General features: G+C 69.2%; 16 protein-coding genes. 8 read left to right on the top strand and 8 right to left on the bottom strand.

Annotated elements, in window-relative coordinates; all coding sequences use genetic code 11:
• Positions 1-30: 30 nt before the first annotated feature.
• A complete protein-coding gene (locus tag WYO_RS05080; protein WP_007559873.1) occupies positions 31-1,887 on the top strand; it encodes a glycoside hydrolase family 15 protein in 1,857 nt (618 codons plus the stop codon).
• Positions 1,888-2,084: 197 nt separating this feature from the next.
• On the opposite strand, the gene WYO_RS05075 is transcribed toward WYO_RS05080, so the two are convergent.
• From WYO_RS05075 to WYO_RS05060, 4 genes are all read right to left on the bottom strand, one after another.
• A complete protein-coding gene (locus WYO_RS05075) occupies positions 2,085-3,629 on the bottom strand; it encodes a DUF2336 domain-containing protein (protein WP_007559871.1) in 1,545 nt (514 codons plus the stop codon).
• Entirely contained in the window at positions 3,626-4,717 is a 1,092-nt protein-coding gene (locus WYO_RS05070; protein WP_039902308.1) for a lytic transglycosylase, read from the bottom strand. Before WYO_RS05070 ends, WYO_RS05075 begins: the two co-directional genes overlap by 4 nt.
• Positions 4,718-4,807: 90 nt before the next feature.
• Positions 4,808-5,437: a flavin reductase family protein gene (locus WYO_RS05065; protein ID WP_007559867.1), complete on the bottom strand. Its 630-nt coding sequence runs from the start codon at positions 5,435-5,437 to the stop codon at positions 4,808-4,810.
• 27 nt (positions 5,438-5,464) lie between these two features.
• On the bottom strand, positions 5,465-6,028 hold the full coding sequence (locus WYO_RS05060; protein WP_007559866.1) for a nitroreductase: 564 nt from the start codon (positions 6,026-6,028) through the stop codon (positions 5,465-5,467).
• Positions 6,029-6,164: 136 nt separating this feature from the next.
• Between WYO_RS05060 and WYO_RS05055 the strand changes: the two genes are divergently transcribed.
• Positions 6,165-7,091 carry a hypothetical protein gene (locus WYO_RS05055; protein ID WP_039902306.1) on the top strand — a complete coding sequence of 309 codons (927 nt, stop codon included), beginning with the start codon at positions 6,165-6,167 and terminating at the stop codon, positions 7,089-7,091.
• 9 nt (positions 7,092-7,100) lie between these two features.
• Here WYO_RS05055 and WYO_RS05050 read toward each other — a convergent pair whose 3' ends face one another.
• Complete coding sequence (locus WYO_RS05050; RefSeq protein ID WP_039902343.1) at positions 7,101-7,928, bottom strand: DMT family transporter; 828 nt, start codon at positions 7,926-7,928, stop codon at positions 7,101-7,103.
• A 327-nt stretch (positions 7,929-8,255) separates the two neighbouring features.
• Here WYO_RS05050 and WYO_RS05045 point away from each other — a divergent pair, with 327 nt between their 5' ends.
• The 3 genes from WYO_RS05045 (at position 8,256) to WYO_RS05035 (ending at position 11,142) form a co-directional block, all read left to right on the top strand.
• Positions 8,256-8,654 (top strand): PRC-barrel domain-containing protein, encoded by a 399-nt coding sequence (locus WYO_RS05045; protein ID WP_039902341.1) that lies wholly within the window; start codon positions 8,256-8,258, stop codon positions 8,652-8,654.
• Positions 8,655-9,312: 658 nt separating this feature from the next.
• A complete protein-coding gene (locus tag WYO_RS05040; RefSeq protein WP_039902305.1) occupies positions 9,313-10,020 on the top strand; it encodes a methyltransferase domain-containing protein in 708 nt (235 codons plus the stop codon).
• Between the two features lie 72 nt (positions 10,021-10,092).
• Positions 10,093-11,142, top strand: coding sequence for a hypothetical protein (locus tag WYO_RS05035; RefSeq protein WP_007559861.1), 1,050 nt, complete (start codon positions 10,093-10,095; stop codon positions 11,140-11,142).
• A 79-nt stretch (positions 11,143-11,221) separates the two neighbouring features.
• Here WYO_RS05035 and WYO_RS05030 read toward each other — a convergent pair whose 3' ends face one another.
• A complete protein-coding gene (locus WYO_RS05030; RefSeq protein WP_007559860.1) occupies positions 11,222-11,473 on the bottom strand; it encodes a hypothetical protein in 252 nt (83 codons plus the stop codon).
• Between the two features lie 267 nt (positions 11,474-11,740).
• On the opposite strand from WYO_RS05030, the gene WYO_RS05025 reads away from it, so the two are divergent.
• From WYO_RS05025 to WYO_RS05015, 3 genes are all read left to right on the top strand, one after another.
• A complete protein-coding gene (locus tag WYO_RS05025) occupies positions 11,741-12,217 on the top strand; it encodes a DUF2231 domain-containing protein (RefSeq protein ID WP_039902304.1) in 477 nt (158 codons plus the stop codon).
• A complete protein-coding gene (locus WYO_RS05020) occupies positions 12,214-13,554 on the top strand; it encodes a sorbosone dehydrogenase family protein (protein ID WP_007559856.1) in 1,341 nt (446 codons plus the stop codon). The genes WYO_RS05025 and WYO_RS05020 overlap by 4 nt, the downstream gene beginning before the upstream one ends.
• 76 nt (positions 13,555-13,630) lie before the next feature.
• Complete coding sequence (locus tag WYO_RS05015) at positions 13,631-13,831, top strand: hypothetical protein (protein WP_007559854.1); 201 nt, start codon at positions 13,631-13,633, stop codon at positions 13,829-13,831.
• 53 nt (positions 13,832-13,884) lie between these two features.
• On the opposite strand, the gene WYO_RS05010 is transcribed toward WYO_RS05015, so the two are convergent.
• On the bottom strand, positions 13,885-14,070 hold the full coding sequence (locus WYO_RS05010) for a hypothetical protein (protein WP_007559852.1): 186 nt from the start codon (positions 14,068-14,070) through the stop codon (positions 13,885-13,887).
• A 359-nt stretch (positions 14,071-14,429) separates the two neighbouring features.
• A complete protein-coding gene (locus WYO_RS05005; RefSeq protein ID WP_007559848.1) occupies positions 14,430-16,118 on the bottom strand; it encodes an MCP four helix bundle domain-containing protein in 1,689 nt (562 codons plus the stop codon).
• Positions 16,119-16,138 lie beyond the last annotated feature (20 nt).

Here is a 16,138-nt window from a genome sequence, read left to right as displayed (position 1 = left end):
ACAAGGGCGCAATCGCCACTCGGAAGCCTCGTGTCGAAGCCCATCAGCGATTACGCCCTTATCGGCGACACCCATTCCTGCGCGCTGATCGCCCGCGACGGCTCGATCGACTGGCTGTGCTGGCCGCGCCACGACTCGCCGGCCCTGTTCCTGAAGCTCCTCGACGACGAGAAGGGCGGCGCGTGCGGCCTCGCCTTCGACGCGCTCGAGGGCTCCGAGCGGCGCTACGTGCCCGACACCAACATCCTGGAGACGACCTTCACCACCGCCACGGGGTGCGCCACGCTGATCGACGTCATGCCGGTCAACCCGCCGAGCCCGGAGCCCGATGAGGGCCCGGACGGCGAGGGTGAGAGCCGTCTGATCCGGCTGCTGACCTGCGAGAGCGGGCACGTGACGGGCCGGTTCGTGGTGCGCCCGACCTTCGACTACGCCCGCCGCGCCTGCACGCCCATCGTGGAGGGTCGGTCCGTCCTGTTCGAGGCGGAGGATTGGCGCCTGCGCGTCAACGCGTTCCCGCAGCCGGAGCTGGCGGGCGACGAGGCCGAGATCCGGTTCAGCCTCGCAGCGGGCGAGACCGCCTATCTCGTCCTGACCCATGGCGAGGATAACGAGGACGCCTGCATCGAAGACTTCGCCGGGGCGCAGCGCCGCCTGGACACGACCGTCGAATACTGGCGCCGCTGGAGCGCCCGCAGTAGCTATCGCGGCGCCTACCGGGACGCGGTGATGCGTTCCGCCCTGTGCCTGAAGCTCCTGACCTACTCGCCCTCGGGCGGCATCGTCGCGGCGGCGACTGCCGGGCTGCCGGAGGCGGTGCCGGGTGACCGCAACTACGATTACCGCTTCACCTGGATGCGCGACGCAGCCTTCACGGTGACCGCCTTCGTGATGCTCGGCTATGTCCGGGAGGCTGCCGAATTCCTGCGTTTCCTGCGTGAGCGGGACGGTTCCTACGGGCGGGACACCAAGCTGATGTACGGCATCAGCGACGGCATGCCGGCGGAAGAGGTGCTGGACCACCTCGCCGGCTGGAACGGCGTCGGCCCGGTGGTGATCGGCAACCTCGCCGCGGACCAGGACCAGCACGACATCTACGGCGAGTTGCTGCGGGCGCTCTGCGTGTTCCTGGAAGCGGTCGATTACGATCCGCCCGAGAAGGTCAACGACCGGCTGCCCGAGGTGCTCGACAACCTCACCGCCCGGGCGATCCGCCACCGGCACGACGCCGATCACGGCATCTGGGAGCTGCGCACCGGGCCGCGCCACCAGGTCCACACCAAGGCGATGATCTGGGTGGCGCTGACCGATGCGGCCCGGATCGGGCGCAACATCGACGGCGTATCTCAGGAGAAGATCGCCGAATGGGAGCGGATCGCCGCCGAGGTCCGGTCGGAGTACCTCGAGAAAGGGTGGAATCCGGAGAAGCAGGCCTATACCGGCGCCTACCAATCGCATCACCTCGACGCGGCCGTGCTGCGCGTCGCCCTGTTCGGCGCGCTGGACCCCTCCGATCCGCGCACCCGCTCGACCCTCGCGGCGATCGAGCGGGAGCTGGGCGACGGCGACCTGATCTATCGCTACCGCATGGACGACGGCCTGAAGGGTGACGAGGGCACCTTCACGGCCTGCGCGTTCTGGCGGGTCGGCTGCCTGGCGCTCGACGGGCGCACCCGGGAAGCCAAGGACGCTTTCGAGCGCCTGATCGCCCGGGGCAACGATCTCGGCCTGTTCGCCGAGGAGATCGACGCGGCGAGCGGCGAGCAGCGCGGGAACATGCCCCAGGGTTTCTCGCACATGGCGCTGATCAACGCGGCCCTGCGGCTGGAGGACAGCATCGAGCGGTTTGGTTTGGGGGATCCGATCGAGCGACGGGCGGCCGAGTAGGCCGTTTCTCCGACGCAGCTGTTACCGGATCTGCGAAGGGACATCCGATCCGCCCAACGGCCTGGAGGTCGAACGGATGCTGCAGCTGCCACGCCGTAGCTCTTGCCCTGTCAGCGGATCTGGATTCCGGGCTCGCCTCCGGCGCCCAGGAATGACGGATCGTCGTGTGTAAACCAGCGCGCGCTTTCTTGCCGAGATCAGGCCGCGATCCGGATGCCCTCGTCCGGCCGGTTCTCCGCACCGCCGCGGCTGGCGCGGAACTGGTCCAGCAGGTCGGCGCCGAGCCCGTCGAGGACTTCCTGCATGGCGGCCTGGACCTCCGGATCCTCCTCCTTCGGCTCCGTGCGGTACCAAGCCAGGATCTGCTCCGGCAGCGCATCCAGGATTGCGCCCACGGGGTTGGGCAATTCCGCTTCCGCCGGTTCGCCTTTCGCGTCCGGGCCGATCACGGGCTCGACCGCCGCCGGCGCGGGGGCCTCGACCGGGGCCGTCGCGACAATCTCCACGGCATCTTCCGGCGCGACGAACGCGCTGCGGCGCTGGCTCTCCAAGGCGGCGCGCCAGGCGGCATCCGCGGCTGCGGCGTCGCGACGGGCAGCTTCGCGCGCCAGGGCCTCGGCCGCGATGGCGCGGGCGGCCTCGCGGGCCTCGTCGCGGGCGGCTTCGGATTCGTAGCGGGTCAGTAGGGCGACGACCGCGTGCATCTCGGGCGCCGGCAGGTCGGTGCAGGCGTCGATGGCGGACTCGATCACCCGGCGCGACAGGCCTGCGCCGCGCAGGCCCGTCGAAGGGCCGGCAGCCTGGCGGGCGGAGAGCGCCGCCTGCATCGCCGGCAGCAGCGCCTCGGGCAGGCCGGCTCTGCGATGCAGATCGGCGAAGGACCGGGGATCCCGCATGGCGCGGGCGATCCCGACATGATCCTGGCCCGAGAGATCGGCGAGGGCCGCCTGGACGAAGTCGGTGCGGCCCGAGAGAACCGCCCGGAGGATCAGGCCGGCGGTCAGCTGATGGGTCGTGCGCAGATGCGCCACCAGACGCGCGACCGCGGCGGCGCCGGATTGGTCGCATACATCCAGCGCCACACGCTCGCCGGCCTCGCGGCGCATCCGGTCGCAGCGCTCGGTGCCGAGCCAGCCGCGCGCGGTGACGAAGTGCGACAGGGCCTCCGCGACCGCCAGGCCGATCGTGTAGCGCACCTCCGGCGGCAGGTCGGACCGGCGCAGCAGCGCTTCGCGCAAGCGGGCCTCGCCGCCGCGGCGCTCGATCATGCGCAGCATCCGGCCCGCGGTGATCTTCGCCGTGGGATTGCCGGCGAGCACCACCAGGGTGTCCAGCTCACCGATCTCGGCCAGCGCCCCCGAGACCGCGTGGGACAGGTGATGGCGCGCCGCGATCACCGTGCGGGTGGCCTCGTCGCCCAGCGCCGCGGCATCGACCAGATCCGCATCGGTGAGCACCGGCGAGCGGGCCAGGACGAGGCGCGCCACCTCCGGCACGTCGCAGGAGAGGGCCACCACCAGCGGCCGGGGCGTCCGCGCGGAGGCCGCGCAGGTCTCGGCGAGCGCCCGGCGGACCACCGGGGACGGATCGTCCAGCAGCGACAGCAGCGCGGTCTTGGCTTCCCAGGCCTCGTCGGCGGAAAGGTCGCCGTAGAGGTATGCCCGCGCCAGCGCGGTGGTGGCCTCGGCCCGGCGGCCGGCCGAGGCGTTCTGGGTCCAGGCCAGGAACTCGCGGATGATCATGGGCCGCTCCGGGGGGCGAACAGGCTGGTCCTGATGCCGGTGGTAGACCCCGCGGTGGCGAGATCGGCCGGGCGGCGGGGCGGCAGCGGCGGGTTGACCAGGGCGGGGCCGGCCGGCGTCGGCGCCGGTTCGGCAAGGGCGCCCGTGGTGACCGGCTCGGGAACCGCCACGCTCTGCGGCGCGTCGGCGTCGGAGCGCGGGAAATAGGTCGGGGCGGCGTGCTGCGCGGGCGGCGCAGCGTTGCGGGCCTGCCAGAGGCGCGCCGCCGCATCCGATGCGGCTCCCCGCTGGTCGGTCTGGAACAGGCTGCGCAGATCGGAGGTTCCGCCGAACGCCGCGGCGGTGCTGGCATAGGCCGTCGCCGCCTGAGTGACCGGGGCGCTCTCCTGGCGCAGAGCGGTCAGGTCGGTGGCTGCGGCCCCCTGCGCGGCGGCCGCGAGATTGGCATAGAGCTCGGCCGCACTGCGCGGCCGGCCGGCGCGATCATAGAACAGGGCCCGGTTGGCGGCGGCGGCGTCCGGCAGGTCGAGGGCCGCGGCCCGGGCCGGGAAGGCGCGGGCGGTGGAGATCAGCGCGGCCGCGCCCTTCGCCCCCAGGACATGCGCCGCGTAGAGGTCACCGGAGGTCGGGTCGCGCCCCAGCGCTGCGGCGAGGGCGTCGGAATTCTGCTGGGTCAGGGCGCCGGCGAGCGTCGCGGAGATCTTGGGATCGCGCCGCAGGTCGAGGATCGCCTGGCGCTGGTCGGCATTCGGGACCGCGTAGGTGCCGTCGGGCTGGCGGGTGATCGCGTCCGCCTGGGCCTGGAGGCCGAGCTTGGGCCCGGCATTCTTCATCACGCCGAGCCAGGTCTGCTCGATGAACTGGAACAGGCCGGTGGCCGAGGAGGTCCCGGCCTTGGCCGACGGATCGAGGGCCGATTCCCGCCGGGCCGTCGCCAGGAGGTAATCGAAGCCGACCCCGCTCGCCATCGCGCCGTCGCGGATCGCCTGGACCACCGGGCCGGACGCGGCCGCGCCGGAGCCCGCCCGCGGCGCTTGCGCGGGCGGGCTGCTCTCCGGTGGGCTGGACGGCGTGGTGAACAGGAACATCCGGGCGCGCACGGGGTCTGAGGACACCGGGAACCTGCGCCGCTTATGGTAAACAACTCCTCAATCGAAGTTGCGCCAGGTTAGGCATTTTCAGGAGCCGGTGAACTCCGCCGCGCCCTTCGGCCGGCGCATCTGGAACCGGTTGTCCGCGGTGGCGCGGAAGTAATCGAAATAGCCGCCGCGCAGGATCGGATGCATGGCGGCCGTGTCGACCATGCCGTCCGACACGAATTGCTCGTCGACGTAGATCGAGACCACTTGCCCGACGACCAGGAAGTTCTCGGCCTCGCCGCCGCCGAGCGGCACCAGCGGGACGGTCTGCAGCCACCGGCATTCGAGGGCGGCGGGCGAGGCTGCCACCCGCGGCGGGCGCACCTTTTGCGAGGGGGCGGTCTCGAGCTTCGTGAAGGCGAACTCGCTCTCGCCCCGCGGGAGCGGCGCTGAGGAATCGTTCATCCCGTCGCGCAGGTCCCAGGTCGCCAGGCTGCAGACGAACTCGGCGCCTTCCTCCGCGAAGGTCATCGCGTCCTTCCGGCCCGAGGACGAGAACGCCACCATGTTGTCGGCCACCGCATTGAAGAACGAGTAGGGCGCGAGGTTGAGCTTGCCCTCCCGGCTCATGGCGCTGATCCAGCCGATCGGCCGCGGCGCGACGATCGCCTTCAGGGGGTTGTGCGGCAGGGCGCGCGCCTCGCGCGGGGCTTCGAGATCGTAATGCACGGGTGCGCCTTCTGAGACCAATCGCAATCAGAGATAGGTCACGATCTCGGAAAGACTCGGGCGCGGCCGGTCGGACGGCACTTCGCGCGCCCGGCCGATATGGACGAACCCCGCGAGTTTCTCGGTCGGCGCGAGGCCCAGCGCGTCCAGCACGCGGCGGTCATAGGCGTACCATTCCGTCAGCCACGCGGTGGCGAAGCCCGACGCGTTGGCGGCGATGACCAGGTTCATCGTGGCCGCACCCACGGAGAGCAGCTGCTCCCATTCGGGGATCTTCACGTGCGGTCCGACCCGGGAGACCACCGCAACGACCATCGGCGCGTGCATCAGGCGGCCGCGTTCCTGAGCCAGCCGCTCGGGGCTCGCATCCGGGTTGTCGGCCGCGAACGTCGCCGCGATGGTCTCGCCGACCCGCTCCCGCGCGCCCTCCGCGATGACGATGAAGCGCCAGGGGGCCAGCTTGCCATGGTCCGGCACCCGGGAGGCCGCGGTCAGGATGGTTTCGAGCTGCGCACGGTCCGGCCCCGGGCCGTCCAGCAGCAGCGGCGGCACCGAGCGGCGCGTCTTCAGAAGGTCGAGGGTGGCAGTCATGCGTCCTGTCCCGCTGTGGAATCGGGCCTCGGATGTGGCACGCAGCGCCACCCGGGGGAAGACCGTGCGGCCTTGCCGCCGCCATGGTCGGGAGGCACAGGCGGGCGGGAACCGAGGCTTGATGAGGATTCGACCGATGCGCACGAGGCTTGCCGCGATGGCGGTGGCAATTCTCCTGCCGGCCCATCTCCTGCCGGCGGACGCGCGCGCGCAACAGGGCGTGTTCCAGAACCGCCTCGGCGATCCCCTGCCCTCCCCGTCGATCACCAGCCCGAGCCTGCCGCCCAGCATGCCGCCGGCCGAGCCGGAGGCGCAGCTGTCCCTGTCGGCGCTTCTGTCCGGCGCCGGCGTGCCCCTGCGCCAGGGGCTGGCCTGGCGGATCTACGAGGATCGCGGCGACGGGACCCGGCCGTCCATCGTCGGCCGCTCGACCGAGGCCGAGCCGAACTTCACCCTCGCCCCCGGCACCTACGTGGCGACCGTGACCTACGGCTTCGCCAGCGCCTCGAAACGGATCGTGATGGGCGGCCAGCCGGCCATCGACACCCTCCGGGTGGCGGCCGGCGCCCTGAAACTCGCGGGCGCCGTGGGCGACCAGAAGATTCCGCCCGCCCAGGTCTCGTTCTCGGTGTTCGTGCCGGTGGGGACCAATTCCGAGGGCCGGCTGGTGCGCTCGGGCATCAAGGCCGGCGAGCTCCTGCGTCTGCCCGAGGGCACGTATCACGTCGTCTCGACCTACGGGGAATCCAACGCGATCCAGCGCGCCGACCTGCGCGTCGAGAACGGCAAGGTCACGGAGGCGACGCTCAACCATCGCGCCGCCACCGTCACCCTGAAGCTGGTGGCCGCCCCCGGGGCGGAGGCCTATGCGGGCACCGCCTTCTCCGTGCTGACGCCCGGCGGCGACACGATCCGCGAGGCGATCGGCGCGTTCCCGCAGGTCACCCTGGCCGAGGGCGACTACGTGCTGATCGCCCGCCATGACGGGCAGGTCTATACCCGGGAGTTCAAGGTCGAGAGCGGGTTGGACCGGGATATCGAGGTGGTGGCCAAGGCCGGCTGAGCGCCGGGCTCAAGCCAGGCGCCGTGCCAGGGCCACGCAGGCGGCGACCAGAAGGGCCGCGGCGATCATCGCGGGCTCGATCCGCTCGCCGAGCACCAGGGCGGCGACCCCGAGCCCCATGAACGGCTGCAAGAGCTGGAGCTGCCCGATCGCCGCGATGCCGCCCCGGGCGAGCGCCCGGTACCAGAACACGAAACCGATCAGCATGCTGAACAGAGCCACGTAGCCGAGGCCGGCCCAGGCCGGGAGCGGGATCGCCTCGAGATGGGCGGGGGTCAAGGCTAGCGCCAGCGGCAGGGAGAGCGGCAGCGACAGCACGGTTGCCCACGCGATCACCTGCCAGCCGCCGAGCCGACGCGCGAGGACCCCGCCCTCGGCATAGCCGAGCCCGCAGACCAGGATCGCGGCGAGCATGAAGGCGTCGCCCGGCCCCGGCGGCCCGTCGAGCCCGCGGGCGGCGAAACCCACGGTCACGAGGGCGCCCAGCACCGACAGGACCCAGAACGCCGCCGACGGGCGCTCGCCCGACCGCAGGGCCCCGAACAGCGCCGTCGAGAGCGGCAGCAACCCGACGAAGACGGTGCCGTGCGCCGCGCCGACGGTGCGCAGCGCCAGCGCGGTCAGGAGCGGGAAGCCGACCACGACGCCGCCGGCTACGATCGCGAGCGCCGCGAGATCGCCGCGACGCGGCCACGCCTCGCGCAGGATCAGCAGCGCGGCCGCCCCCGCCAGGCCTGCCAGTGCCGCCCGTGCCGCGCTGAGGAAGAGCGCATCCATCCCGGTCAGCGCCAAACGGGTCGCCGCGAGCGAGGCGCTGAAGATCGCCACGCCGATCATCCCGTCGATCCAGGCGCCCGGCTGTCGCACGATTGCGACTGCGCCGGTCGCGTTCTCCGGCGACGTCGCCAAGATCTCCGCTTGTTTCACCACGCCTGTCCCCCGATCCTCGCCGATCGAGCTTTGCGTCCGACGAGGGGGCCAAGCCAGGGACGGTTCCGGGCCTGCACGGCCGAACTGTCCCGCCTGCTGAGCAGTACAATCGCGGCCGCGCGGATGTCTCAGGTCGGTTCCATGTTCAACGCCTTAACATTTCTGCGAGGTGGCGGAACGATGGGCTCGGGCACGCCATTCTCCCGCGCCCATTCCGGGCCGCCGGAGATCTCGATGCGCCGCCTCGTCCTCGCCTCCCTCGCCGCTTCCGCCCTGGCCGGGCCCGCCCTCGCCGCCAACACCGCGCCCCCGACGGTCGCCCCCAAATTCGAGAGCGTGCCGCAGGACGCGGTGCTGAGCTACAACCTGATCGGCCTCAACATCACCGACGCCGAGAACAACACCGTCGGCGAGATCAAGGATCTGGCGATCGTCCACGAGAAGCTCGTCGGCTACATCGTCTCTGTCGGCGGCTTCCTCGGCATGGGCGAGCGCTACGTCGCCGTCTCGCCGTCCTCCGTCGCCCTGGGCTATGATGCTGACGCCAAGAAGTGGAAGGCGATCATCGGCGCCACCAAGGATCAGCTGAAATCCGCGCCGGAGTTCAAGTACGACGGCAAGTTCAAGCGCTGATTGTTTCAAGGCTGGGGCTGCCGGCGGGGATCCGACCGGCGGCCCATCTCTCACGAAAATTCGGGATCCCTTGTCCCGCATCCCTGCCGCGATCGACGTCGGACGCGAAACAGCGCCTGCGGCGCCACGCGGGGCCGGTACTTGTTGTCGGCGAAGACCGAAGCTTCCGGTGTTCGGCAACGAATTACGGCGTTGAGACGTATTGATCGCCTCAAGGCCTGCAATATTGGCGGCAAGCCTGTTGGGTCAGGCCAACCTAGAATTCATGCGCGATCACACCCCGCCATTTCTGCGAATGAAACGCTCGTTGCATCGCGCGACGTTTTCAGTCTTAGATTTAAAGTAACCTTCTGTAATCGAGGCGGCGATCCAAACAATCGTTTCCGGGGTTCTTGCTGAAAAAGCCGCTCTCGCTCCCGCGTTACGCATCGCTGACAGCTGATCCGGCTATAAGCTGGCCGCTTGCGCATCGGATTGAGCGGCCTTTGCTGGAAACGTGTGAAAACCTGGGATCGTATGCTACCGTAGCGTCCGTGCGGATGGTGCTTTAGCCACGGGGCCCGTTGACGTGTCGGATAAGAGCAAGAGCGATCGATCCCCCCGCTACGAAGAGCCGTGGCACGACGCGCTACAGAAGCGAAGCTACTGGTATCACTCGATGCAGTTTCCCGACGGTGAGTCGGTGAAGGGCAGCTGGACCATCGAGGACTTCGGTCGATACATCGGCGGATACGACGTCAGCGGGAAAACGGTGCTCGATGTCGGCACGGCGTCCGGCTATCTCGCGTTCCATGCGGAGAAGGCGGGCGCGACGGTCACAGGCCTCGACGCGGCGTCGACGCACGAGTTTCGGCACTTCCCCTTCGCCTCGTCGCTGTCCTATCGCGATATCCAGCAGTCCCGTCAGGTCTGGGAAAGCGAAAATCTTATCCCGATCAAGAATTCCTGGTGGCATGCGTGGCATAAGTTCAACAGTCGCGCGAAGTGCGTCTACGCGCCGATGCCGGAACTCTACGAATGGCGCGAGCAGAGCTTCGATGTGGTGATGGCCGGTGCGGTCGCCGAGCACCTCTCGGATCCGGTCTACGCGATCGGTGCCTGGGCGCGTCTGGCACGGGAAGCGGTGTTGATCCCGTTCACGGATGTGCTGCCGATCGACGACCTCGTGATCCATCCGATCACGCCGCTTGATAACCCCAATCTCTTCTACGTCTGGTGGCACCTGTCGCGCGGGCTATACCAAAAGATCTTCGACAATCTTTGCTTCGACGTTTCATTCATCCAGGCCGAGGCGATCCACAACGACGGTGCAAGTGGACCGGAGCGCGCGATGCGGCCCACGATCATTGCGATGCGCCGCGGTTGAGGCGTCCGTCGATCGCGTTATGGGCCGGCACAGCGCTGGCCTTGCCGTCTCAGCTTTCGTGCGAACCAGGCTATGTTTGTTCCGGAGCACATTCATATCGGAAAGGGCGGAAGTTTATTCCTTGTGCAGGGCGCAAACAACGTTCTGTCTCAATACGTCGACACGCCCGTTGTACGCTGGCTGCTCTGGCAGTGGCGTCAAGCGATCCTGACCCGGCACAAACGTCTGCAGGCTATGGGCATATGCTACAAGCATGTGACGATTCCGGAAAAACTGACCGTCTATGACCATGTGCTGGATGGTATTGATTTGAATTGGGTTTTGTCGCCGGGGGTGCGGCTGTATCACGAGGATCCCTATTATCGGCGGTTCCCGCTCCGGGCTGTCAACGTCGGGCGGTATCTTCAGCGTCGGAAGCTTTGGCGGTCGATCCTGATCGATCTCGTGGCGCCCATGCGGCGGCGCAGGGACGATCTCGATTTGTATTTCCAGACGGACACGCACTGGACGTTCGATGGGCGGATGATCGGATATCATGAGATATGCCGGGCGCTCGGAGCGCAGCCGGTGCGGGATTTTCGACGGCGGCCGACGCAGTACGCCGCCAATTGGTCCGGCGATCTCGGTGCCGTGTGCATTCCGCCCTGGACCGAAGGGGCGACGTTCTCAGTGCTCCAGCGGGACGCGGAACGGATCTACGCGAGCCCGATCGTCGAGCACCGAGAACGTTCAGGGCAGATCGGGACCCTCCATACCGGCTCCCACACCGTCTACCGCAACGACAAGTCACAAGACCCGCGGCGTCTGGTGCTGTTCGGCGATAGCTACGCCCACTTCGCGCCGATCATGCTGACGATCATGCTGGCTGAAACCTTCCGGGAGGTGCACTTTATTTGGAGTACGCAGGTCGATTTCGGCTACATCGAGCGCGTGCAGCCGGACATCGTGCTGACCGAGATGTCGGAGCGGTTCATCTACCGGGCTCCCGACGATGCGTGGGATCTGGAGGCTTATGCCCGCGACCGCTATGGCGATGAGCTGAACGCCCCGGGCCCAACGGACCAGATGCCGGGATCGAGCCCGATCGGCGACTCGGCGAGCGCGGCGCACCAAAGCCCCTAGACGCCGGCGCAGAGGCGCGTTCGCCCGTCTCAGCCCGATGACACCACGTCCGTCGCGAGGACCCGCGCCGGAGCACGCATCAGGGTGACACCCGATCGCCCCGCAGGGCCTCCCGCGCCATGCGGCTGACGAGCGCGTCGCGCCGGGCCTGACGGAGGATGATACGGGCCGCGGCCCGGGCGTTGGCGGCGCGGAGCGCGGCCTGCGGGCCGCCCTCGCGCAGCACCCGCCAGGCGAGGGCACGGAACCATTTGACGTTGGCGAGCGCGGCTGCCCGGCGGCTCATCGGGCCACCGACATCGAGCGGCTTCTCTACTGTTGCAGCGGCCATTGGCTCAATCCTGGACTGCACTTCGCCGCCTGTCCGCGAATGAGACAAGAAATGGCGATGCTGCTCCGACTCGGCAATAGTGATGCCGAGTGCCCCTTTTAGAAAACGACACAGATTTCGATCTTCGACGGTGCGGGACCGCACGCATCCCAGGGCGCCGCGCGAAACCCGCCCCTTCGCGGCGGCCCGCCACACGGCCGCAGGCGCGCCCGGTGCGGAACCTTTGCTGCGGCCCGCGGTAGGATCGTCGATGAACGATGTGATCGTATGACGGGGATTCCTGTGTCCGAAACTTACCCGCGATCGACCGCCAGCATCGCCGGTCATCCCATCCATCCGATGCTTGTGCCGATCCCGATCGTCTGCTTCGTCGGGACCCTCGTCACCGACATCGCCTATTGGTCGACGGCCAACTTGCAGTGGGCCAACTTCTCGGCTTGGCTGTTGAGCATCGGGCTGGTGGCGTCGGTCTTCGCCGGCCTGGCCGGCGCGATCGATTTCTTCGGGGATCGGGCCATCCGGCGGCTGCGGCCGGCCTGGATCCACGCCTCCGGCAACGCGCTGGCGCTGATCCTCGCGATCGTCAACGCCTTCGTGCACAGCCGCGACGCCTACACCTCCGTGGTGCCGACCGGCCTGATCCTGTCCGCGCTGGTGGTCGTCATCCTGCTGGTGACCGGCTGGAACGGCGCGGAGCTGATCCATCGGCATCGGGTCGGCGTACAGCCGGGAGAGCGCGCATGAGCCGGATTCGCAACACCCTCGCCACGGCCGCCCTGCTGCCGCTGGCCGCCTGCGGACCGGATCCGATCGATCCGCAGACCCAGGTCGGGCCGAACCCGCCCCTGCCCGAATTGCACCAGTACCTGCTGCCGCCGATGCACGTGTCGCGAGCGATCGGCTGGAAGGACGGCGAGACGCCTCAGGTTGCCGCCGGCTTGCAGGTGAAAGCCCTCGCGACCGGCCTCAAGAGCCCGCGCTCCCTCCTGGTGCTGCCCAACGGCGACATCCTGGTCGCGGAGAGCGGCGGCCCGACCCCGCCGATCAACCGGCCGAAGGAGATCGTCATGGGCTGGCTGGAGGGCCTGTCACATCCGCCGGAGAAGCCCGGCCAGCGCATCACCCTGCTGCGCGATGCCGACGGCGACGGCGTGGCCGAGCTGCGCACCGTCCTGCTCGAGAACCTGAACGCGCCTTTCGGCATGGCGCTGGTCGGCGACGACCTCTACGTCGCCAACACGGATGCGGTGATGCGCTACCCCTACAGGGCCGGCGCTACCCAGATCACCGCGCCCGGGACCAAGCTCACCGAGCTGCCGGCGGGGCGGATCAACCACCATTGGACCAAGAGCCTGACCGCGAGCCCGGACGGGACCAAGCTGTATGCGGGCGTCGGCTCGAACAGCAACGTCACCGAGAACGGCCTGGACGAGGAGACCGACCGCGCGTCGATCTGGGAGATCGACCGGGCGACCGGCGCCCACCGGCTCTACGCCACGGGCCTGCGCAACCCAAACGGCCTCACCTTCGAGCCGCAGACCAAGACCCTCTGGTGCGTGGTCAACGAGCGCGACGAACTCGGCCCCGACCTGGTGCCGGATTACATGACCTCCGTGAAGGATGGCGGCTTCTACGGCTGGCCGTACAGCTACTGGGGCAAGAACCTCGATCCGCGGGTCATGCCGCAGCGCCCCGAGCTGGTCGCCCAGGCGCTCATGCCGGACTACTCGCTGAGCTCGCACGTCGCGCCGCTCGGGATGGCGTTCGCGACCGGCACCGGCCTGCCGCAAGCCTACCGCAGCGGCGCCTTCGTGGGCGAGCACGGCAGCTGGAACCGTGACCCGCTGAACGGCTACAAGGTCGTCTACATCCCGTTCGAGAACGGCAAGCCCGCCGGTAAGGCGCAGGACGTGGTCACCGGCTTCGTCAACGCCGACAAGCAGGCGCGGGGCCGGCCGGTGGGCGTCGCGATCGACAGCCAGGGCGGCCTGCTGATCGCCGACGATGCCGGCGGCACGGTGTGGCGCGTAACCGGATCGAGCGCGCGTTCCGATGCGGCACCCGCGACCATCCTGCGATGATCCGGCTCGGGGTGCCCCGTCACGTCGACCGTGGGCCCTGCACTCAGCGCGGATCGAACACCGGGAGGCCTGCACGATGACGATGTCGACCCGTTCACCGACGGCGATCAGTGACGAAGGGCGCCATGCCCGGGATCGCGGGGATCCGATCACGGCCAACCCGTATCCGGCCGATTCGGACGAGCACCGCATCTGGGAGCGCGGCTATCGGATCCCGGATCGCGAGGCGCAGGATGCGGCGGCGAGCCCGGACTCGGGTCAGGCGCCGTCATCGTAGTCGGCGTATCGCGGGGCCGGCGGTGTCGTGCCGGGCCGCGACCGGCCGGTTTGCTACGGCGTCCGAGCGAGGGCTCTCGTTGACAGAAGCCGCGGACCTTCGGCGGTATCGTCGAAATCGTCCCGTGCGATGAGCGGGGCGGCGGATCCGAAGCCCTCGAGGGTGTCGTCGAGAAGCCTATCGAGCGTGTCGGCGACCCAGCTCGCGCCGTCGACCATGGACATCAGGATGGCGTGCATCGCCTGCCTCCCCGGAGCGGGGCATTCGTTCTCGAAGGCGGCGGAGCGCCGGATTGCCGGGCGTTCCGTCGCCGGGACCTGACCGCATCAGACGAAATGCGCCGGCAGGGCGAGGCTGAGGGCCTGGACATAGGATCCGGCCAGGACCGCGACGGTGGCGATCGTCACGGCGGTGGCAATCGTGAGGCGGGTTGCGAGGGTCATTGGCGGTCTCCATCAGGTCCGCGACTGTGTTCGCGGTGTGACCCTGATGTATGCCCAAGCTTTCCCGGCGGGCGTGCTCCGGCGCACCCGGGTCATAACCTGCTTGATCGGTGGGCCGCGCGCCCCCTCCAATGAGCGCGCGGCCGAGTCCTGATCTAGGCGGCGCGGACGGTGGCGAGGAAGCGATTGACCTGCGCCGCAAGGTGCTCCGACTGCCGCGAGAGTTCCGACGCCGCTCCGAGCACTCGGCTCGCCGCCGTCCCGGTCTCCTCGGCGGCGCCCGCGACGCCGGCGATGTTGCTGGTCACCGCGCCCGTCCCCATGGCGGCCTGGCTGACGTTGCGGACGATCTCCTGAGTTGCCGCACCCTGCTCCTCGACGGCCGCGGCGATCGAGGTCGTCACGCCGCTGATCTCCTGGATTCGGGTCGCGATCGAGCCGATCGCCGACACGGCCTGACCGGTCGAGGCCTGGATCCGGGCGATCTGGCCCGAGATCTCGTCGGTGGCTTTGGCGGTCTGCTCGGCGAGGGCCTTCACCTCGGAGGCGACCACCGCGAAGCCGCGGCCGGCGGCCCCGGCGCGGGCCGCCTCGATGGTGGCGTTGAGCGCCAGCAGGTTGGTCTGGCCGGCGATCGACGAGATCAGCCCGACCACGTCGCCCACCCGGGCCGCGGCGGCGCTGAGTTCCTGCACCAGCACGGCTGTCTGATCCGCCTCGTTGACGGCGCGCTGCGCCAGGCTGGCCGAGCCGTCGACCTGCCGGCCGATCTCCTGGACCGAGGAGCCGAGCTCCTCCGCGGCAGCCGCCACGGTGTTGACGTTGGACGCGGCCTCTTCCGCAGCCGCCGCGACCGCGCCGGATTGGGCGGAGGTCTGGCCCGCCATCGCCGACATCGCCCCCGCGGTGGCCTGCAACTCGGTCGCCGAGGCTGAGACCAGGCCGATGATCCCACCCACCGCCTGCTCGAAATCCTGGGCCATCTGGCGCATGCCGAGCTTGCGCTGCTCCTCGGCGGCGAGCCGGGCCTGGGCGGTCTCGGATTCCAGCGCCTTCATCTGGATCAGCCCATCCTTGAACACCTGCACGGCGTCAGCGATCTTGCCGATCTCGGTCTTCGCGCCCTGATGGGGAATCGTCACCGCGAGGTCGCCGGCGATCAGGGACTGCATCGGCTCCACCACCGAGCGGATGCCGCGTGTGACACCCAGGACGATCACAACACCCGACAGCACGGACAGGGCCACGGCGATCCCGATCGCGATGAGGATCAGCATCCGGGTCTCCTCGAAGACCGCCTTGCCTTGCGCCTCGGCAGCGCCGGCGCCGTCGTTGTTGAGGGCGACGAGTTTCTCGAGGGTGCCGGACACGGCGCGACGCGGCGCGAGTCCGCTCGTCTCGTAGAGGCTGTAGGCCTGTGCCTTGTCACCCCGGCGGGAGATGCTCAGCACCTCGTCCCGAACTCCCCGGAAGCTCTCGGATGCGCGGCTCAGGGTCTCGTAGAGCGCCTTTTCCTCCGGCGAGCTGATCAGCGTCTCGTAGAGCTTGGTCTTCTCGTTCAGGGTCTTATCGAAGTTGGCGATATCCTTATCGATGCTCGCGAGCAGCGCCGGGTCGGTCGCCTGCGTGTGGCGCAGGAGGAGCCCGCTGCTGCGGGCCGTGAGCGTGTTGATCTCGCTCAGCGTCTTGACGCTCGGCAACCAGTTCGTCTCGATCGCGACGGTCTGATCGCGCAGCTTCTGCGTGGCCGCGAGCCCGAGCATGCCCAGGCCGACCACGAAGACGGTCAGGATGGTGAACGCCACGATCAGCTTCGTACGAATGGATACAGATTGCAGCGTCACGACACCCTCGCAATGCAGCG

Source organism: Methylobacterium sp. GXF4 (genome assembly GCF_000272495.1).
Classification (GTDB): Bacteria; Pseudomonadota; Alphaproteobacteria; order Rhizobiales; family Beijerinckiaceae; genus Methylobacterium; species Methylobacterium brachiatum.
This window is presented reverse-complemented; position numbering and strand designations above follow the sequence as displayed.